Here is a 21,414-nt window from a genome sequence, read left to right on the forward strand (position 1 = left end):
ATATCCCCCTAAAGCTGAATCGTAATGTTGGCAGTTGGTGTAAGCTCACCATTTAAGATTGGAATAAGTGATTTGAATGCATCTAATGAATACTCAAATGCTGCAATTCCGCAGAACTCACCATCGATTAATGTTAAATCATATGGTCGGCCTAATGTAATGGCCGTTACTTTACAGTCTGCTGCCAACAGCTTCTGTACAAGTGCAAGTTGACCTCTGTTTTCACGCGCATTGAACAAGCCGATTACAACATGCTTGTAGCCTTCAGCCTTTTGCAGCGCAGCTTTAATCTGCTCCTCGCTCGGATCAATGCTGATAATCTCATACGCTGCATGAAAATGCTCACCCATATATTGCGGGAAGCTAAGATCTTGATTGACACTGCTGGATGCAAGATCGGTGCGATAGGAGTAGGAGCCCATAAATAATACTTGCTCATCACCTGTTTGAATAGGATCAATCTCACCGTTAATGCGGCAGATCGTTTCCGTTCGCATCAGATCATTCGCACGGCGATGTACATCGCAGCCAACTATTTCGTAATCTAGCTCCTCAATAACTGCATATTGGGCTTTATAAGCTAAAATTTTTGTAACAGCTGCATCAATAACCGCTTCATCCAAATCACCGTTTGCAACAGCTTCTTCTATTAAATGAATCGCTTCTTTAACCGTTTTAGGCGTATGACTAATAAATATCAAATCAATACCTGCTTTAACGGCCCCTAACGCTCCTTTTGCAGTACCATAATAGCGTTTAATCGCATCCATTTCCAAACAATCCGATACAACTAAACCTTTAAATCCTAATTTTTCTTTTAATAGCTCTGTAATAATCGTATAAGACATCGTTCCCGGCAGCCCGGACTTATCGATTTGCGGAAATAAAATATGTGCGCTCATAATAGCTTGAGCACCTTGCTCAATTGCAGCCTTAAACGGCAGCAGTTCAAGATGCTCTAATTCCTCTACCGTTTTTTCAATCGTAGGCAAGCCAATATGCGAATCGACATTTGTATCACCATGACCTGGAAAATGCTTAAGCGAGGACATTACGCCTCCACCCTGTAATCCCTTCATCATTTCAATCCCATATTGTGATACCTTCTGGGCAGAATCCCCATAAGAACGAACGTTGATAACGGGGTTCAAGGCATTATTGTTAATGTCCATCACTGGCGCAAGATTGAAATTAATACCTAATGCTTTTAATTCTCTGGCAGTCATTCTACCTGCTGCATACGCATTTTCAGGTCGGCCTGATGAAGCAATTGCCATTGCCCCAGCAACATTTGTCGCGTCCTTGGGCATTCGAGTAACACGACCGCCTTCTTGGTCAATCGTAATAAAGCCTGGGAAGCCTGTATGTGTCGTGAACCATTGCTGCAACTCAGCTACAAGCCCGCCTAATTGATATTTATCTTCGATATTATGTGAAAATAATATAATATTGCCGACTTTATACTGCTCGATTACTTCCTTCAGCTCAGGAGATATCTCAGTTGACGGGAAGCCTGTGACGAACATTTGCCCGATCTTTTCACGCAAGTTCATTTGTTTTATTGTTTTCATCAATTGCTCACCATCCACTAACGATATAAATGATATTGCTGTTTCATTTCTGCAAATTGCTTGCTTTCCTCTGCAAACTGTTCAAGCAGCTGCTTTGCTCGAATATTTTCCGTACGATACATGCTGTCCCCGCCCAGCAAATCGATAAATGGGCGTGAGCCCTCCTTCACAGGAGGCAGGAATGAAAATTGCTCATACAAATCTCTTATCGCGAATAATAAGGTTACGCCAACTTCTAACGGCTTCATCACTTGGATGTCTGTAATATATATTTGTACCCCGCCACATCGTTCGCCAACATGCTTAGATGACGTCGGCTTGAAATGAACAGGACGGAAATGCACACCTGGCATTCGTTTGGCGTTCATCTCATCTGCCAATTGCTGCGCTTGAATGAAGGGAGCGCCAATCATTTCAAATGGGAACGTTGTACCGCGTCCTTCGGAGCAGTTTGTACCTTCAAATAAGCATGTACCTGTATATAATAACGCTGTTTCATATCGCGGTATCCCAAGTGAAGGATGAACCCAAGTTAATTTTGTATCCGGTAAGGACATGCTCCGTTCCCAGCCTTCCAAACGAACGACATGAAGCGAAGCTTTCCAATTCATTTGATCATTTGCCATCATTGCCACTTCACCTGCTGTGAGGCCGTATCGAACAGCGAGCTCGTAATTTCCAACAAATGATTTGAAGCTAGGCTTTAAAATATTCCCTTCCACGTTTACCCCATTAAGCGGATTAACACGATCAAGAACAACAAATTCTATGCCTGCCTTAGCACAATCTTCAATTGCATAAAGCATCGTATATATAAATGTGTAATACCGTACACCAACATCTTGAATATCGTACACAACGATATCTACTTCATCCAGCATTTCCTTTGTTAAACGCTTGGAGTCTTTACGGTATAAACTATAGACCGGAACATTCGTCAAAGGATCCATATACGTCTCTACTAATGCCCCTGCATCTAAATCTCCGCGAACACCATGCTCAGGTGAAAACATCGCAGTAAGATTAAAGTTTTTATGCAAAATGGCAATCGTTGATTCAAAATTTTTTGTAAGCCCTGTCGGCGCTGTAATTAATCCTACACGCTTGCCTTCAAACCATTGACGATACTTCGTAATCGAATCGATCCCATTTAACACCATATAAAGTTGCCTCCTTACTGAACTGTTACCAAAGACTAGATTGTCTAACCTTCATCGTTTCAGCAGGCACCATAAAGGCTTCTGCATATGTTTTTCTTGCTTCACAGCCGCGAACAACTGCTAATGCTTTATAGTAATCCATATATTTGAAAGATTTGCTATTCGTCACAAACCAATGTTTGCTTAAAGCATCAATCCATAGATCATATGCCGCCTGATCGAAATCCACGTATAGGTAAGGGACATAATCAACACCATCTTCCCAGTTTTCGGAATAATATAGTCTTGCTGCAAAGTGAGCAGGAAGATCACGTTCAAAGGATGACAGGCTTGCGAAGAAACGAGCATCATTAACGATATGATGCGTTAGCGCATGATCCTTATGCATACTATTTTTCCAATGTGTTATAATAATGTTTGGCTTCACAAGGCGGATAACATCACAAACCTCCATACGAACTTGTTGATTGTCAGGCAGCTCTCCGTCACAATAATCAAGTACAATGGCTTCACCGCCGAGCATATCAGCAAATACTTCCGCCTCTTTCACTTTTTGCTGACGGTACTCCTTCATATCCCCTCCTGCTGGCACACCTCTTTCACCTGCAGTTAATGCTAGTGTCACAATGCGGTCTCCCTTTAAGCTATGACTAGCTAATACACCACCGGATGCTAGTTCCACATCGCCAACATGTGCTCCAATAGCTAATACTGTTAATTTTTCGCTCATCTTTATAGTTCCCTCCGCAAGATAGAAAATTGTTTTTCAATACTAAATCCTGCTTTTTGATAGATTCGAAGAGCGGGATTATTACTGCCAGTGAATAAAGAAATATATTGACATCCCGCATGTTGAAAAGCCTCGACCATTCGGAAAAACAATATACTGCCGAGACCATGACCCTCATGCTCGGGGTGAACACCGATACCGCAAAAAAATGCTCGACCATTCGGTTGTGAAATAATAGGACCTGCAAAGCCAACAACCTCGTTGCCATGCACAGCTGCTACAAGAGGTGAGCCATCCTTCACATACGATACAATATCCTTTTCCCACTGCGGATTTTGCAAGGCTGCAAGCGTTGCTTCAAGCCCATTATGCAAATCAGGGGCATAAGGAATAACATAATAGCCTTTACTATTTGCTTTATCTTCTTTGCTTGTCATATCTTCAGGAACACTAAAGTTTCCGAGTCTTAAGTACATGCCGCATTGCGTCGCCCGATCCACGTACCCTCTAGCGATTAAAGCATCGTATAATGGCTGGTCTCTACCGATGCCTGGGGCATTATTGTGCTCATGCTGCGGCGCACTTGGAATATTCCATTTCAGCTTAATAGGGTTAAAAAACAATACTTCCGCCTGTCTTTTTCCAAGCACTTGGAATCTTTTTTCTATACCTAAAAGAAAAGCATCGTAATACTCTAGAGAAGCGTCTTCGGCATCAATAATAACACTCGTAATATAGCCGGCCACATCTCCTAGCGGCAGGTCATCACCACTGCAACCAGCTGCAAAACCAACAATACCTTTTTCATTGCAGCCTACCCATATACACTCCGCATCGAAATAAGGATGATCAATGAAACTATCTTGAAACTCCCGCTCTGTAAATGGTTTGTAATCATATTTTGTAGCCTCTCGATTCCAAAGCTCTACAACTTCAGAAAGATCTTCAAATGAAAAGGGTCTGATTTGCATCATTCAAACCTCCTGTGAACGTCCAAGATAAGGCCAAGAAATTTTGCCCATGACTACTGGCTGAGAAGCTCCTGTTACTAGTGGAATATTGTTTGGTAAGCGCTTCATCGTATAATACGCTAGTACAGCAAATGCAATGGCCTCCTTAGCATCACTATTGCCACCGACATCCTCCTGCGTCAGCACCTGCACCTTATATGATGCAAATAATTGCTGCAAATCACGCAATAACGTTTGGTTATAGCTGCCACCGCCACCAATTAGCAATTGCTGGGCTTGATGCTGTGGCGCAATATACCGTTCATAGCTATCTATGATGCTCCATGCTGTTAAGTGTGTAGCTGTTGCAACAACATCTTCAGCTTTCCAGTTCTTAGCCTCCATCCATTCAATAATTTGTGCAACGTATGGTTGACCAAATCGTTCTCTGCCTGTCGATTTCGGTAAAGGCATCCTATAATAATCATCTTGCTGCATCCATTTCAAAAGCTCATCAATCACTTGACCGCTCGCAGCAATTCTACCGCCAACATCCATCGTCATTGGCGCAAATAATTGCGATACAAGCCCATCGATAATCATATTTCCAGGACCAGTATCAAAAGCAAATACCTGTTCCGGCGAGGCATTTGCAGGAAGAACAGTCACATTCCCTATTCCTCCAATGTTTTGCAGAAGAAGTGTTTTCTCTGGATTGTTAAACAATAAATATTCAGTAAATGGTACTAACGGCGCTCCTTGTCCACCCATTGCCATGTCAGCGACTCGAAAGTCTGATACGCAAGGAATTGCTGTGCGATTCGCAATTACTGCACCATCACCAATTTGAACCGTACAATGCAGGTTATAGCCGTCCATAACATTTTCTTCCGGAGCATGATAGATCGTTTGACCATGTGAACCTATTGCAAATATTTGTGATGGTTCAAGCCCGCATTTCCCTATAACGGACAATGTGGCTTGGGCGTATAATTCACCAAGCCACATATTCATTGCGCCAACTTTATCAATCGTAGCGTTATACCGGTCAAAAAGCTCAAATATTGCGTTTCTAACTTGCTTCGGAAAAGCAGTGTTCTCAAAAGCCAGCAGCTCAATCTCTACTCCTTGCTCTTTATCCGGCATTGGAGAAAGCTTAATTACCGCTGCATCAATACCATCTACTGATGTACCAGACATCAAGCCAACTAAGTATGTTGCTTCAACTTTTGATTGTTTGTCCATTAGCCCTTCACCGCTCCAACTGTTACTCCTTCAAGGAAGTATTTTTGTAAACTGAAGAACAAAATAAACATTGGAACTGCTGAAATTGTTGCACCTGCCATCATTGGTGCAAAGTAAGTTGTATTCGCAAAGCGGAAGTTTTTCAAGCCGACCTGAATCGTTTGCATATCCATCGTATTCGTTACTAGGAATGGCCAGAAGAAGTCATTCCATGCTGCCATGAACGTTAGGATAGCCAGTACTGCCATAACTGTTTTTGATAGAGGCATAATGATATGCCAGAAGATTTTAGGTTGAGAACAACCTTCGATTTTAGCAGCTTCAATAATTTCAACTGGAATGGAAGACATGAACTGCTTAACCAAGAAAATGTTATACACCGTTACGATACTTGGCATAATCAAAGCTGTATACGTATTTTGTAATTCAAAAATATTTACAATCAATATATATAGTGGAACCTGTGTGACTTGGCCAGGAATCATCATCGATCCTAGCAAAATAGCGAACAAAATGTTTCTTCCTTTAAATCTCATTTTTGCAAAAGAATACCCCGCAAGTGTAGCAAAAAATACGTTAGATACCGTGATACAAGCTGCCACAATAAAAGAGTTCATTAGACAATCCCATGAATGCGGGCTGAAGTTAAAGAAGAATTTATAGGATTCAAATGAAATCTTCGACGGGATGATCGAATAGCTCATTGCACCAGCTTCTACCGGATCACCGAACGAGGAAATGATCATAAAGTAAATCGGGAAAATGGTAGCTGCGGCAAATAGGATAAGGAACGTAATAATTAGACCGTTACGGACGAACAGATACCCTTTGCTTCTGATGTTATTGTTGAACAAACCCATAGTATCCTGCCCCTATCCTAGTATTCTATTTCTTTGCCCAAAAACTTAAATTGAAGGTATGAAATAATTGCGATAATCGCTGCTAGAAGTAATGATTGTGCTGCTGCCTCACCAAACTCAAAATATGTGAACGCATTGTTAAAAATCAACAAACCTACCATTGTTGTTGCATGGTCTGGTCCACCGCCTGTCATAAGATAAGCGTTTTGGAATACTTGGAAGGAACCAATGACACCTGTAACAAGTAGGAATAGCGTGGTTGGCTTAAGGAAAGGAACGACGATAAACCAAAGCTTTTGCAAGAAAGTCGCGCCATCAATATCAGCTGCTTCATAATAGCTGTTATCAATACCGAGCAATGCAGCTAAATAGATAATAATCGCTGTACCATGACTTGATAGCCATGACATTAATACAAGTGAAAACATGGCAGTTGCACTGGAACCAAGCCAGTTTTGATTAGTAATCCCAAAAAACGACACAACCTGATTGGCAATACCTGATTTTAACGGATCGAAGATCCACAGCCATACAACAGCAAGCGCTACACCTGATGCTACAGCTGGCAAGTAATATACTGCTTTAAAGATTGTTTGTGTTCTTTTCTTGAAAGGTATAATCAAAATTGCAATTAAGAAGGATAGAAAAATATTAAATGGAACCGTTAATAACGTATATACTAATGTGTTTTTCAATGCTTTCCAGAAAAGTTCATCTGAAAATGAGTTAACGAAGTTTTCCAGGCCAACATATGTGGACCCTAATGGACGATATTCTTGTAAGCTGATCATAAAAGCATTGATTACTGGATATGCGGTAAATAAAGAAAACGCAATAAGTGCTACTGCGATAAACGCGTATCCCCAACCTAAGTCACTTTCGAGTTTCAATTTTTTTCTTTTAGTCAACGTTTGATTCATTGGGTCGCACCTCTCTTCTTAAAAAAGTAAAAGCTCTAGTCTAATTTAGAAGGAAAGCTGTACGTTGTAGCTACGTACAGCTTTCACATGCTAGGTTATGACAGATTAGTCAACTACAATACCATCTTCACCGAAGGCTTTAATTGCTGCTGCTTTAACTGCATCATACATTTTTTGTGGACTGATCTCATTTGCAAGTAATGCTTGCAGTTTAGGAACGATGACTTCCGTTTCAATTTTAAGTGCTTCTGCGGCTAGATCAGTTGGGATATCTGTACGCGCCGGAACCGCTTTGGACATCATGATTTGGTCTGCTTTAACGTTCTCTTCATTGCGAGGATATTGTTCAAGCACTGCAGCATTGCGTGCAGATTCTGTAATTGGTGATAAGAACAGCTCATTACTGTAGTTAGCCGCAATGGTTCCCGAAGATAGGAAATTAATGGCTAAACCAATATTTTTAACATGCTCTTCAGAAGGATCCTTTTTGCCACGAAGCGCAATGTAACCATCAACAACAGCTGTAGGAATGTAATCAGCACCGTTAAATGTAGGTGTAGGAAGCGCAATGTATTCAGCTTCGATTGAATCCGCTACTGCAGAACCATCATTCGCTTTAATTTTTTCATTGTTTAGACGAGCAGAGTTTTCAAAGCTAGCTAGGCCTTTACCAGTGATCATGGTTTGACCAGTTAAGAACATGTTCCAGCGCTTGCCTGCATCGATAGAACTTAGTTCTTTAGGCATTGAGCCATCATCGATCATTTGACGGATAGCTTCAAGCAGACCTAAGAAGTTTTTGCTTGTGTAAGAGAACTTAAGGTTTTGATCAAAGTAGTCTGGCAAACCGGCAGATTTAGCCATAATACTAAGATAGTCCTTAGATGTAACACCAGATGTTGCGAAAACAAAACCATACTGAGTTGTTTCACCTTTAGCGTTTTTAACAACGCCTTTACTAATTGCATCGCGGAATTGGTCATATGTCCAACCGTTTTGTTGAACGTTTTTCCAATCGATACCCGCTTTCTCTAAGAACTGTTTGTTGCCACCGATAGAATGAATGGCCAAGTAAGCTGGCAAACCATATTGAGAATCGCCCAATTGGAAGTATTTCATTGCAACTTCATCATAATCTGCTTTAACTTCATCTGAAAGTGCAGCATTAAGGTCAATTAGAACGTTTAGCGCTGCATATTTAGATATTCCTGTAGAACCAACCCAAGCGATATCTGGAGGAGAACCCGCATTTACTTGAGTATCAAGTTTTTGTGTCATATCTTCCCAGCTCGCTGGTTCGATTTTCAAAGTTAGGTGTGGATACAATTCATTAAACTCTTTTTCCATAGCAGTAAAACGCGCTTGGTAGTTAGCCGATACTGGAGGTAATAATGCAGTAATCGTATCTTTTTTTAGCTCAGAACCACTGTTGCTGCTGCCTTTGTTTCCGGAATTTGTAGCGTCTGGAGCGTTTTTCCCGTTTCCTGCACAAGCGGTTAATAGTGATAACATCATGATTACTGACAAAAATAGAGTTAATACAAATGATCTTTTTTTCATCGATAACAGCCTCCTCAATTTTTAAAAGCATCAATCCCGTTACTCCATTTCTTTTCCACCTAAGCCAATGATGAGATCGCTTGTTTCAACCGTCCTCCATTTGCGTTAAGTGCTTGTTCTGCTTCCTTTGCATCCAACCCCGTTTTAATCATCATTATTGCCAGCTTACAATTCATAGATGCTCTTTCAAGTGTTTCTGCGGCGGTTGATGTGTCTACACCAGTCGTATTCATAATAATACGAACTGAGCGATCTACCAGCTTAAAATTACTTGCCTTTAGATCAACCATTAAGTTGTTATACGTTTTCCCTAACTTGACCATTGTGCATGTTGTCAGCATATTAAGCACCAGCTTTTGAGCAGTTCCCGCCTTTAATCGAGTCGAGCCGCTAATGACCTCCGGCCCTACAACAGGTGAAATACAAACATCTACAATGGGTTCAAACTTTGAGCCTTTGTTGTTACAAACACCGATAGTGGCTGCTCCAAGCTCCTTTGCTTTCGTTAAAGCTGCAATAACATAGTTTGCACTGCCGCTTGCCGAAATCCCAATTAGCACATCATTGTTTGTTACACCGATGCTTTCGATTATTGCGGTCCCTTCATCAACATCGTCTTCACAGCCTTCAACCGCACTACGCAAAGCAATATCGCCACCAGCGATATAGCCCTGTACCAAGGAAGGATCTGTACCAAAGGTAGGAGGACATTCTGAAGCATCCAAAACACCTAATCTTCCTGATGTGCCAGCTCCTATATAAAACATTCTTCCACCATTAGACAACCTATGATGTAGAACATCTACCGCCTTTGCAATCTGCGGAATTTCCTCAGCTATAGCTACTGAGACCAGAGCATCTTGTTGATTCATTAACTGGACCATTTGCTCCGTCGTACATTCATCAATCATTAATGTGTCTGGATTCACAGCCTCTGTTGTTAAACCCGCAAGGTAGTCATTCATAGTCATCCTCCGTCTTGTTAACAATATTTCACATATAAATTACTAGATAAGTGAGGTTAATTAACATGAATTATTTTTTTATATTAATACACTGCCTTCAATCCGTCAATAGATTTTGAAATAATATTTCATAAAGAAATAATATTCTGTTTTTTTATTTCAATCTCTATACACACTGTTATATCACATTTACAAACCGCTTACAAGGTACTTTTTTAATTTTCATTAAACGCTTACAGTACTACCGTTACAGCATTCCTAAAAAAAGAAATCGCTGTCATATGCGCTTATTTCCAATTCAAATGAAGCATGAAATTACACAGTCTCTAATCAACCAGTAGACGTTTTGCCTACAATTTTTATTCATTTTCAACATTAAAATAGCGTGCAAAGCTCTTAATTGTCGAATTAAACTAATCATTATATGGTTGGATTAAACGCATTTGTTACGTAGCTAATCTAACATCAATTGAGTGAGTATTATGTTAGGTATAAAAATAAATGCATGAAATACACAAAGAAAGCATTGATCAATGATCAATGCTTTCTTCCCCATTCATTAAAGAAGAACCTAATATCTCAGTTTTTTCTTCACTATATTATGTGTTTTTGTCAAGTAGGTTTTTACTTCCTCATATTCTGCACTTGCGACACCAGCAAATAAGATGTCGATAATCGTAAGCATAGCAATACGCGAGCCCATAGCACCACTGCGAATTGTAATTTCAGGTGTAGATATACTAAGAACAATATCCGCTCGCACGGCAAGCTCACTTTTATTGTACTTCGTAATCGCAATACATTTCGCTTTGTTCTTTTGAGCAATGATCAGTGCATCAATAATATCACTAGTTGCGCCAGAGTTGGAAATGAAAATGGCAACATCATCTTTCTCAAGTAACGTTGCTGCTGTGAGCTGACTATGACCATCCGTATAGGCATGGCACATCTTATTAATTCGTGAGAACTTCTGTTCCCCGTCCATACAAACGATTCCTGAGGCACCTATTCCAAAGAAAACAATTCTCTTGCTATGGCATAATAATTCTACAGCTCTTGCAATTTCTTTTCGGTCGATGACACTAAGCGTATCCTCAATGGACTTGCAATTATTCAAAGAAATATTTGAAATAATTGTCGAGAGATCATCGCCCGGCTGAATATCTGTATATTGAGCCTTTGGATCCTCATCACGAGAGCCCAAAGAAGCGGAGATACTCACAATAAAATTGCGGTATCCGCTGTAACCCATCGTCTTACAGAAACGAAGGACAGAGGCATCACTTGTTTTACTAGATTGAGCTAATTCCTTAATCGATAAATGAGGGATTTCTTCTTTATTTTCTAAAATGTAATCTCCAACCAATCGTTCAACTGGAGTAAAGCTTTCTCTCATTTCACGAATCTTAATTAATATGTTGTCATTTAAACTCATAATCTACCTACTCAAGATTTAATTAACACCTTAAATAATATCATAAACAATTTAGACAACCTAATACAATAGCAAAATACATTTTGGCAAACTTAAAATTAATATTTGTTACTCTGATACAATCATCCGATCATGCAAAAAATCAACGATGTGCATCGCTTTCATCGTCTGATCAGGCTTATGCTTTTCTATTCCAAGCTTCATTTGAAGCAGACAGCCTGGATTACTCGTTAGCATATAGCTTGCTTGTGTGTTGTTCGCATGCTCCATTTTGTGCTCAAGGATGGAACCCGCCATCTCAGGCTGTACGACATTGTATATGCCAGCAGAGCCGCAGCAGCGATCAGACTCACCCATTTCAACATATTCAGCGTTAACTACTTCCCTCATTAATTTACGTGGAGCGCTCGAGCCTTTCATCACATTGCGCAGATGACAGGAATCCTGATACGTCACTTTGACTTTCCGGGCATCTTGAGAACTTTCTTTTTGTACAAATTTCGGTACACGTCCCTTTTCTACAATCAATGTACTGACATCGATCACTCTTGAAGCAAACCATTTTGCTGTCTCGCTGTACTTTTTATTTTCCTGCATAAGATGGTCATATTCAACGAGCAGCGCACCACAACCGCCTGCATTGGATACAATGTAGGCGACATCGAGCTGTTTGAATATATCGATATTCACTGCTGCCAGTTCGCGAGCGTCATTCATTTCCCCACTATGAGCATGCAGCGCACCACAGCAGACCTGACTTTCAGGAATATATACGTCAAAGCCCGCAGCAGACAGCAGCTCAACTGTATTCACATTCGTATCTGCGAATATAACATCCATGATACAACCGCGAAACATCGCAACTTTGGCGATTCGTTCACCCTTCGCAGGATAAAAAGTGCCCAGCCGCTCAACTACACCCTTTGAACTGGCAGATGGCAAGATAGACTCCATCTCAGATAATTGTTTAGGCAACAGCTTCATTACACCGGTTGATTGCACTACTTTTTGCAAGCCGGATTTTTGATAGACCGCAAGCGAGCCTCCAAGCAGCTTCAAGCTGCTACGTTTCGGAAATAAATGTTTGAAAACCGTCTTGCGAATACCTTTAATCGGCAATGAATGCGTTGCGTGCTCCTCGATCGCTTCTTTCGTCTGTTCAATTAATTGACCATACTTTACATCTGCCGGACAAGCTGGTTCACAAGCACGACAGCCTAAGCATAAGTTCATTTGATCTTGGAACTGCTGGTCTGGAACCATTAGTCCATCTACAGCTGCCTTCATCATCGCAATGCGTCCACGTGGAGAGGCAGGCTCCATACCTGTTTCATGGAATGTCGGACAAGCAGGCAAGCAGAAGCCGCATCGCATACAATTTGTTAGCTGATCGTAGTCAAGCTTCTCTAATAAAGTACGAGCAAGAGGATGAGCATGCTCGATAACCGGTTTTCCTGTAGTACTAGCCATGCTGCACCACCACCCGTTTCCTCGCTTCCTTAGCAAACATCTTACTAGGATTCAAAATATTCATTGGATCGAAAGCGCCTTTGATTCCTTTCATTACTTCAATTCCCGCTTCCCCAACCCTCCATTCCAAATAAGGGGCTTTCACAACGCCGACCCCATGCTCACCAGTAATCGTGCCACCGAGTTCGATTGCAGCTTCAAAAATTTCGGCAAATGCCTCCTCAACACGATGCACTTCTTCGTGGTCACGTGCGTCAGTCGTTGAGGTTGGATGCAGGTTTCCATCACCTGCATGCCCAAAGGTCGCTATATTCACATTATATTTTTGGGCGATTGCATTTGTACGCAATATCATTTCCGCAATTTTAGAACGAGGTACAGTAGCATCCTCAAGTATCGTCGTCGGGCGCAGGCGAGCAAGTGCGGTAAATGCGCTGCGTCTAGCTGTCAGAAGCTTTTCTGCTTCTTCACGATCCGCTGCTACCTCAATTCGATCCGCCTGCTCTTCCTTGCAAATAAGCTGTATTTTTTCAATATCACGTTCAACCACTTCTTGTTCACCATCCTGCTCAATAATGAGGATCGCGGCCATATCTAGTGGCAAACCGATTTTCGCGAAATCATCAACAACCCGAATGGTTGGATTATCCAGTATTTCCAAGGTCGCTGGAATAATTTGGTTTTTAATAATTTTAGATACCGTATGTGCTGCACCATAAATATCCTTATACATCGCAACCATCGTTTTCTTTGTTTTTGGCTGTGGCACAAGCTTAAGAATCGCCTCTGTAATAACGGCAAGAGTTCCTTCAGAGCCTACTAATAGTTTCGTCAAATCGTACCCAGCGACATCTTTAGTCAATTTCCCGCCAGTACGGATGATTGAGCCATTTRCCAGCACAGCAGTTAAGCCAAGTACATAATCTTTTGTGGTTCCGTACTTTAAGCCTCTTAGACCGCCTGAGCATTCAGCGATATTGCCGCCTATTGTAGAAATTTTCATACTGCTTGGATCTGGTGGATAGAATAGTCCTAGCCCTTCAACATGTGAAATGAATTGTCCAGTAATTAGACCAGGCTGGACAATAGCCGTTAAGTTTTCCATATCCACTTCAATAATTTTATTCATGCGATGCATAACCATCACAATTCCGCCTTGCAATGGTACTGTACCACCGCAAAGATTCGAACCCGAGCCTCTTGTTACAATCGGAATAAGATTGCTGTTAGCTATTTTCATAATTTCTGAAACTTGCTCTGTTGATTCTGGATAAATAACTGCATCTGGCAAAGCCTGCAACATCGGCGTTCCATCATAGGAATGTGCGATTAACGCCTCCTGATCTGTCCGAAAAAATTTTTCCCCTACAATCTCTCGTAATTGTTTAACTACAGCTTCATTCAACATGAACGATTCCTCCATAACTAAATTGAGCAGGTCATCTGATGACTTTGTGTTGATTATAGTGTAATAAAGTTGTACAGTATAGTCTATAGTTTTATTTTCGGGAGGTTTAAAGCTCTATGCAGCCGATAAAGGTAGAAACTGAAAAAGGACATGAGCTTGTGCGAAGAGCCATTCTCTCACAAATTGAGGAAGGTCTCTTACATCCTGGTCAAAAACTACCGTCCGTAGTTGACTTGAGTACCTCCTTTGGAGTAGGTCGCTCCACCATTCGTGAAGCATTGAGCGCATTAAAGGCAACAGGCTGGATAGATGTAAAGCATGGCGGAGGTACCTTTGTCAATAAAGTATTGCCTACCTTGCAGAGCAACTCGCGAGATCCATTCGAGGAATCGGAAAGTGTAAAAGAGATACTGGAAGTTCGTATTTGGCTTGAAAGCGGCAGTGCTGCATTCGCTGCCGAGCGTCGAAATGATAGGGATCTCGAGAACTTAAAGCAGATTATTGAACAAATGGAGCAAGCGTTGGAAATGAATAATACACAAATGAGTGAACATGCGGATATCGAATTTCATCTAGCTATAGCAGCTGCCTCACACAATAAGCTGCTTAATACATTAATGAGTTCACTTACTTCTAAGCTGACCGAAACAATGGGAAAAACTCGTCAGCTGTGGTTTTTCGAAGACAAGTCCTCTTCCACACTTCTCTTAAAAGAGCATCAATCCATATATAATGCAATATTAGCTCAAAACAGCGAGCTGGCCAGCCAGCTCATTCAAGCTCATTTGCATAAAGTCGAGAATGTACTGAAACGCAGAGACATTCTCGACTAATTTTGTTTAATATAGAATCAATGATAGAATGACAATTCTATCTTTGGCTTTATTTTTTTCAATAGGCTGATAAATACATACGGCATTCATTTCAATTGCTTCGCTGATCAAATGGTTATGGAATGGGCAATACGAGGCATAATCTTTGATTACGAATGAAGGGAGATGCGTGGTATAAGCTAATACTGAGAGATGCTTAAATCATAATGATTTGTGCATCAGCTTGACTCACTATTTTGAAAGAAATCTATCCATACTTATATCAATAAAAACATCTTGCCGCCCATGATATTCCTGACCGCGCAACGGGACTCAAATTAGTGGAATATTACGGCGTTGATGGTGTCATGATCTTCAGTCAACAGATGAAGTACGTCGTTTAGTAATACCATTTTTAGACCAAGAATTAGAATAAGGTATTTATCAAAAAAATGAGAGACCTCCCAAAAGTTCAATGAACTCTTGAAAGGTCTCTCATTTTTTTACACTATGTGGTCAAACGGTGTTACCGCTCGTGGAAACTATTACTGCTACAGGCTTCTCTGCCTGATATCCGACTGGATCTATTATCTTTTTCTATGTGCATAATTTCTCTTAATACTCCTTTGATCTATTCCCTTTCGATTTAGTTAATCGAGATAGAAGCAATTTTTCGCATTCTGCATAACCCCCTAACAATTTCTGAGTCAAGCTTAACTTAGGAACAACAAGGTAAACAATTGAGCTTGAAATGATGCTTATAATAGCTCCTACTAGGACATCTGCTGGATAGTGGACACCGACCCAAATACGAGAAATACCAACAAGGGAAGCTAGTATAACCCATAAAAGCCACCAGCCTTTTCTGAATAACCAAAAGGAAACACAAAATGAAAAGAACAATATTGTATGATCGCTTGGAAAAGAATTATCAACTGCTTTTTCAATTAATTTATTAACATTTGCCAACTCAGCAAATGGTTGATTATTCGAATGAAAATTGCCTGCTATTTTCCCAATAATTTCAGCAAATACAACAGTAATGGTTGCACAAACAATCATCATTCTACTCTGTTTATGTCGAGTAAACCAAATAAAGATAACACCTAAAATCAAGAAATACACCATAAACTCAGCAATAAAAACCATAGCAGGATTTAAGTATGGATATTGTTTCCCTAGGTCATTAACCATTCTAAATAATTTAATATTTTCTTCTAAAAAATTCATTTCACACCACCTCCTCTGCCTTTATTTCTTATATCTTAAAAGACAGATAGACAAACAACCATCGATTCCCCTAACAATTAAGGGTTCCTATGTTACATTATTGTCATTTTGTAAATTTGCTTTAATCTTCACATAGGCAGTTGCCCCCGTTGGCAGCGATTACCTCCCTCTCCTCCAATATCCTTATTCATGTTGAATTTCGACAAACGCAAAAAGACCTCCCAGAATAATCTGGAAGGTCTCAAAGTTATAAAAATATTGATAAACAGGATTTTCACTGACGAAAACCCTTGATGTATAAGGGTTTAACCCCTTATTACATCATGCCGCCCATGAGACAAATACGTTTTCATGTGTTTTTTGAGTCTATTTATGTGTTATTTGTCCGATTTTCTTCAAAAACTAGTTCGATAAATCCATGTGAGTAGAGTATGTAAGTAGAGTTCGTGGGCAAAATGCGGGCATGTTGTGGGTATGGATTTGATAAGGCCTATGTTTCATGCGGGCGGCTACCTCTCTACGATTGCAACTGTTCGCTGTCGCTTTATGCCGTGTAGAATCAAGGTTTTTCGCAAAACCCTTTACTTCAATTCACTTGGTTTATCGTGTCTTGTTAAGAATCTTTCGGCAGTTTTGTTACCTCAGGCTATCTTTCATCAATTCTTGACTTAATCTTCTAACTGAATCCGGTCTAATAGAGTGCCGTATACTGTCAGAAAACAGCTTAGAAAGAAAAAGAACCCCTGATTGGCTCTTAAGAAGCAGCTGGCTCCTCACTCAATCGGGGATTCAAACCAATTTTATTATGGACCTTTTAAAATCACACGATATTTATCAATAGAGCAGTGTCAGAATGTATGTGATTTTTTTCACCTCATTACAAACACATAAATATTCTTGGGATAACACTTGCAAACACTTATGAAATCTTTCACCGGCTAGATGATGCGTGCTTTGCTGGCACGTAAACACAAAAAAAACCACTTCCTAATCGTTCCTTAGGAAGTGGTCATTGCCTTACTTATTATGAATAACTGTGACTACTTCGCAAATCAAAGTCGAAATGATTAATTAAGTTTGACTGAATCAGTAAATTTTGAATCGCCACTGCCGCTTCTGCATAAGTTAGATTCGACTTAGGTGAGATTGTCATTACGTTTGTCCCATTAAATACATGTGCAGCAAGAACCTCTTTCACTGATGGCTCTGCCCAACTGCTCACCTTACCATAATCGGTGTATGTTTGGTATATGGCTAGGTCTGTCCCGATTAATTTTGTAATCTTCATCGCTCTTGAGTACATAACCATAGCTTCTTCTCTTGTAATCTGCTGGTCGAGCCTGAAGGTTCCATCCGGATAACCCGTTACAATACCATACTCGTTGGCTATAAGGATGGCCAACGCTCTGTCCCCTGTTACGCTGACATCCTTGAATTTATTTTGATGAGTTGAACCTTTTCTGTACAAGCCCAAGGCTCTGACAATATATTCTGCAAAATCCGCTCTGGTAATGGCTTTGTTGGGCTCAAACTTCTCATGATTAAAGATAACGAGTCTCGAGGCCAGATCATTAACCGCGTCTTTGGCCCAGTGGTTTTCTACGGATTTCACAATAATTGGATTCCATATGACAGAGTAGCTAGAGTTGGTCATGGAGTTCAGCTTAGCTTGCCACTTATTATCATTGTGCAATAGCTCTGTAGGCACATGGCTGTATGTTCCATCTGAGTTGAATACAATACCTGTTGTAATCTTTTTGGGGTCAACACCTGCCGGAATCTCCAATATCCTTTCTACGTAATTGCTGAATCTATTGATTATTACCGCTTCTGTTATGCCATCTTTTTTTGTAACCTTGGCTACAATCTCGAATTCAACTGGCAGTAATATGAGCTCTGCACGATTGGACTGAACAAACTCAGAATATTTGGCAGCCATAGATTCATCTACCTGGGCGATCTTCACTTCAATTCTGATATTTACAAGATTGTTTTCTGAGACACCCAAGCTTTCTGCAACCTTGCTTATTGTAAGTTCTTCAGCCGGAATCACATACTCTACATTGTCATGCTTAACAGAAATATTGAAATTGTTCGTTTCCAATTTCCTGATGATATCACCGGTCAGTACAACCTTAGCCACCTCGGACTTGGTATTCGAAATGAGCACTTGGATGACATTGCCTACAGTATTTGCATTGTTATTTAATATTTCATCAATCTTGCTTCCAATGACTTTGTTATCCACCTCTACGATTACGGTTGATTTACCGTCTTCTGTCGTATTGGTTAGCTTGCCTGCATTCTGTGCTTTACCGTTGACCATGACGATAACAGCATCTTGACTTGGTTGGGAAGGTGTATGTGTACCGCCTCCATCATTACTCGCAGCATCCCTGGTTACCGTGATCGTATACGTCTTGATCGTGTTGTCTTCTGCGGTTACCACAACTTTAATCGTGTTACTTCCCACGCTCAATCCGATGGACCCCAATTGCTGTCCGCTTGTTACAGAGTTTCCGTTTACAGTGATGGTCGCATTCTCGTCAGCAGCAGTAGGACTTACGGTAATGCTGCTTACTTGGTTTTCTACGTTTACCGTATAAGAGATTGTACCTGAATTAAAGGCAGGATTGAGAATGCCATTGCTTACCGAGAGTTCTGACAAATTAGCAACATTAGATAAAATCGTATATCTCTCACTCATCACATCACTGCTATCGAATCCTGCTCTCACCGCAATTGCTTTGATTGTTACAGCTTCGTTCACAGTGATGGGCCCGACATAATGAGTGCTCGCTGATGTCGGTGTACTTCCGTCCGTCGTATAATAGATGTCGGCTCCGGTCGTTTCGCTGCTTAAGGTTACGGTTGTTCCAGATGCGACTGATTTACCTGAAGGGTTTGCTGTAACATTACCCGCCTTCGGCAATTGTTTTCTTAATACAGCATCATTGGTCTGTGATATATTTGAGCTTATCGTCACTGCTTCATCGAGATGCCCCGCAGCCGTTAGAGTAGATGAACCTGCAGGCAGCCACATGACAGCTGTTCCATCCGATTGGGTAGCTGCATGGTAGGTGTAGTTTCCACCAAGAGTTCCAACCACAGCAGACTGAATGGTTACAGCTGCGGCAGGTGTAACAGATACATTAAGCATGAATAGATCATCCCCGCCGGGAATATTCTTAATTGATCTCGGATTCGTGCCTTCCATGACTACCGAGCTAATATTGCCGACTGCAATATAGACATCCTTGCCCATGATAGAAGCTCTTTGCGCTGAGACTCCCTGCCCTCCTCGGATATATACATCTCCGGCAGTTTTTGCAATCGTGACGGTATTGCCAGCTGCGCGCACCCCAACACCACCGAGATTTGTTTCTCCATTACCGCCCTTAACAGTCAAGTTGGCGCCGTTCTGAACCTTTATAGTCCCCGAGCCGGCGTAAACCGCATGAGCTCCGTTTCCTTTGCCGTGTCCGCCTTGTACGGACATGGTACCGCCGGATACTACAAGATCCTTCGTACTAATGTGAATTCCCAAGCCGCCATTCACCTTAGTACTGTCACCGCCTTTAACCACGACTTTTGAATCCGTTATTGCTGTGTCTTTATAATAGTTAAAGATCGCTGCTCCACCGATTGCTTCAACACTGTTACCACCATTAGCATTGATGGTTGAATTCGTTATTGCTGTATCACCTTCTAAAGTAAAGATACCGACTCCGCCGTTCTGTTTGTTACTGTCTCCTCCTTTAGCAATAATCGTCGAATCTTTAATCGTCAAACTTGAAAATGCATAAATGGCATTTCCGCCCATTAAATGCTCCGCATCTCCTCCGTTTGCCGTAACTACACCCTTATTAATATGAATATTTCCGCCCTTGCTGTGGTCACTACCCATGAAGGAAGCCACTATTCCTTCACCAGCATTATAATTCGTACCATTACTAAATCCGCTCGTTGCTGTTACCGTTGCATCATCAATATAGATATTACCGTACTCTACAGAAATAGCATCGCCACCAGATTGACTTAATGCTTTGCCACCAATTGCAATGACGTTTACTCCGCCTTTAATTGTCAAGGTCGCACTGTCATCCTGACTCTCAAGCGTAGTCCGAGCAATTAATCGGATTCCTTTGCCTGCAACTGAAATATTGTCCGTGGAATCTCCACCCATCGTGGTTAATACCCCATTACCTTGAATCGTAACATCCTGATTGTACTCAGAAAGAATGCCGTGTTGACTCGGACCTCCCTTTAGTGAAACTGCACCATTAATATTAATTATAGCTTTATTAGTATCCGTATCCATTTTAAGAAGTTTAATTGCGGGCTGACCGTTCGGAGCTTCGATGTTCAGATTATCTAAGTTCAACGTGATATCGTTGTGCGCAACCACATAGGTATTGTTGCTACTTATGCTGGAATTACCTTTAACCGTGACCGTAGAGTTGTCTGGTGAGAGAATCGCGATTTGAACCTCATGTGACGGGGCAGACAGAATCTCTAAACTATCATCGCCAGATAACTCAATCGTTTCATTACTACCAGCCCACCGATAACCCTCGTTGTTAATTGAATATTGAGGTTCTATTAGCCGTGACCCGCTGCCTGTTGTTACTGCTGCGTTCACTGTAAAACTTACAGGAAAGCTTTGGGCTAGCACATTATTGCCCGAAACCGTTACCGTAGCTGCATATGTACCTACTGAGAGCCCTGTTACAGGAGCTACAGAAAACTGAGAGCTAGTGCCCGCCGCAATACTTGAAATGGCGTTTGTAGAAAGAGTGAAGGCCAACGGACTACTGCCGCTAAGTCCAATAGTCAGCTCGTCTGCCGATTCTGTCCCTGTGCTGTTCACGGTTACGGAAAGTGGAGCTTGTGTGCCATATCCCTCTGTTGCGTTATCAAAGGGGAAATTTGGATGAGTAACCTCAATGCTGGATGAAGACGGGGCAGCGCTCACAGACAGTGATGTAAAAGGAAGCATCGAAATGACCAGAACTGCCGCAAGAAAAGAACTAAACAATCTACGTTTTCTCATAAGTACCTCTCCTCGACGTTGATAAAGTTTAGGTCTACTAGACTC

The 21,414-nt window shown here is 41.2% G+C and carries 15 protein-coding genes; 1 reads left to right on the forward strand and 14 read right to left on the reverse strand.

The features are described from left to right. Window positions 1–8: 8 nt before the first annotated feature. The 12 genes from AB4Z50_RS06925 to AB4Z50_RS06980 form a co-directional block, all read right to left on the reverse strand. A complete protein-coding gene (locus AB4Z50_RS06925) occupies window positions 9–1,571 on the reverse strand; it encodes a glycoside hydrolase family 3 protein (RefSeq protein ID WP_441877288.1) in 1,563 nt (520 codons plus the stop codon). A gap of 17 nt (window positions 1,572–1,588) precedes the next feature. Beyond that, the gene (locus AB4Z50_RS06930) at window positions 1,589–2,731 is read right to left on the reverse strand and encodes an exo-beta-N-acetylmuramidase NamZ family protein (RefSeq protein WP_441877291.1); all 1,143 of its coding nucleotides are present in this window, start codon (window positions 2,729–2,731) and stop codon (window positions 1,589–1,591) included. 25 nt (window positions 2,732–2,756) lie between these two features. Continuing rightward, window positions 2,757–3,461 (reverse strand): PIG-L deacetylase family protein, encoded by a 705-nt coding sequence (locus tag AB4Z50_RS06935; RefSeq protein WP_441877294.1) that lies wholly within the window; start codon window positions 3,459–3,461, stop codon window positions 2,757–2,759. Between the two features lie 2 nt (window positions 3,462–3,463). Then, window positions 3,464–4,432, reverse strand: a complete 969-nt coding sequence (locus AB4Z50_RS06940) for a GNAT family N-acetyltransferase (protein ID WP_441877297.1) — start codon at window positions 4,430–4,432, stop codon at window positions 3,464–3,466. Between the two features lie 3 nt (window positions 4,433–4,435). Further along, complete coding sequence (locus AB4Z50_RS06945; protein ID WP_441877300.1) at window positions 4,436–5,656, reverse strand: anhydro-N-acetylmuramic acid kinase; 1,221 nt, start codon at window positions 5,654–5,656, stop codon at window positions 4,436–4,438. Beyond that, a complete protein-coding gene (locus tag AB4Z50_RS06950; RefSeq protein WP_441877303.1) occupies window positions 5,656–6,516 on the reverse strand; it encodes a carbohydrate ABC transporter permease in 861 nt (286 codons plus the stop codon). Before AB4Z50_RS06950 ends, AB4Z50_RS06945 begins: the two co-directional genes overlap by 1 nt. A gap of 17 nt (window positions 6,517–6,533) precedes the next feature. Then, window positions 6,534–7,436 carry a carbohydrate ABC transporter permease gene (locus AB4Z50_RS06955; protein ID WP_441877306.1) on the reverse strand — a complete coding sequence of 301 codons (903 nt, stop codon included), beginning with the start codon at window positions 7,434–7,436 and terminating at the stop codon, window positions 6,534–6,536. Between the two features lie 105 nt (window positions 7,437–7,541). Continuing rightward, window positions 7,542–8,996 (reverse strand): ABC transporter substrate-binding protein, encoded by a 1,455-nt coding sequence (locus AB4Z50_RS06960; RefSeq protein ID WP_441877309.1) that lies wholly within the window; start codon window positions 8,994–8,996, stop codon window positions 7,542–7,544. A gap of 59 nt (window positions 8,997–9,055) precedes the next feature. Continuing rightward, on the reverse strand, window positions 9,056–9,961 hold the full coding sequence (murQ, locus tag AB4Z50_RS06965) for an N-acetylmuramic acid 6-phosphate etherase (protein WP_441877312.1): 906 nt from the start codon (window positions 9,959–9,961) through the stop codon (window positions 9,056–9,058). Between the two features lie 571 nt (window positions 9,962–10,532). Beyond that, window positions 10,533–11,396 (reverse strand): MurR/RpiR family transcriptional regulator, encoded by an 864-nt coding sequence (locus AB4Z50_RS06970; RefSeq protein WP_441877315.1) that lies wholly within the window; start codon window positions 11,394–11,396, stop codon window positions 10,533–10,535. Window positions 11,397–11,504: 108 nt separating this feature from the next. Continuing rightward, window positions 11,505–12,866 carry a (Fe-S)-binding protein gene (locus AB4Z50_RS06975; RefSeq protein WP_441877318.1) on the reverse strand — a complete coding sequence of 454 codons (1,362 nt, stop codon included), beginning with the start codon at window positions 12,864–12,866 and terminating at the stop codon, window positions 11,505–11,507. Then, window positions 12,859–14,274 carry an FAD-binding oxidoreductase gene (locus AB4Z50_RS06980; RefSeq protein ID WP_441877321.1) on the reverse strand — a complete coding sequence of 472 codons (1,416 nt, stop codon included), beginning with the start codon at window positions 14,272–14,274 and terminating at the stop codon, window positions 12,859–12,861. The genes AB4Z50_RS06975 and AB4Z50_RS06980 overlap by 8 nt, the downstream gene beginning before the upstream one ends. A 116-nt stretch (window positions 14,275–14,390) precedes the next feature. Between AB4Z50_RS06980 and AB4Z50_RS06985 the strand changes: the two genes are divergently transcribed. Continuing rightward, complete coding sequence (locus tag AB4Z50_RS06985; protein ID WP_441877324.1) at window positions 14,391–15,107, forward strand: FadR/GntR family transcriptional regulator; 717 nt, start codon at window positions 14,391–14,393, stop codon at window positions 15,105–15,107. Window positions 15,108–15,701: 594 nt separating this feature from the next. Here AB4Z50_RS06985 and AB4Z50_RS06990 read toward each other — a convergent pair. After that, on the reverse strand, window positions 15,702–16,316 hold the full coding sequence (locus AB4Z50_RS06990) for an undecaprenyl-diphosphatase (RefSeq protein WP_441877327.1): 615 nt from the start codon (window positions 16,314–16,316) through the stop codon (window positions 15,702–15,704). Between the two features lie 1,024 nt (window positions 16,317–17,340). Then, window positions 17,341–21,369, reverse strand: coding sequence for an S-layer homology domain-containing protein (locus AB4Z50_RS06995; protein ID WP_441877330.1), 4,029 nt, complete (start codon window positions 21,367–21,369; stop codon window positions 17,341–17,343). Window positions 21,370–21,414: the final 45 nt, after the last annotated feature.

This window comes from Paenibacillus sp. 2TAB26 (assembly GCF_052115145.1).
Classification (GTDB): domain Bacteria; phylum Bacillota; class Bacilli; order Paenibacillales; family Paenibacillaceae; genus Pristimantibacillus.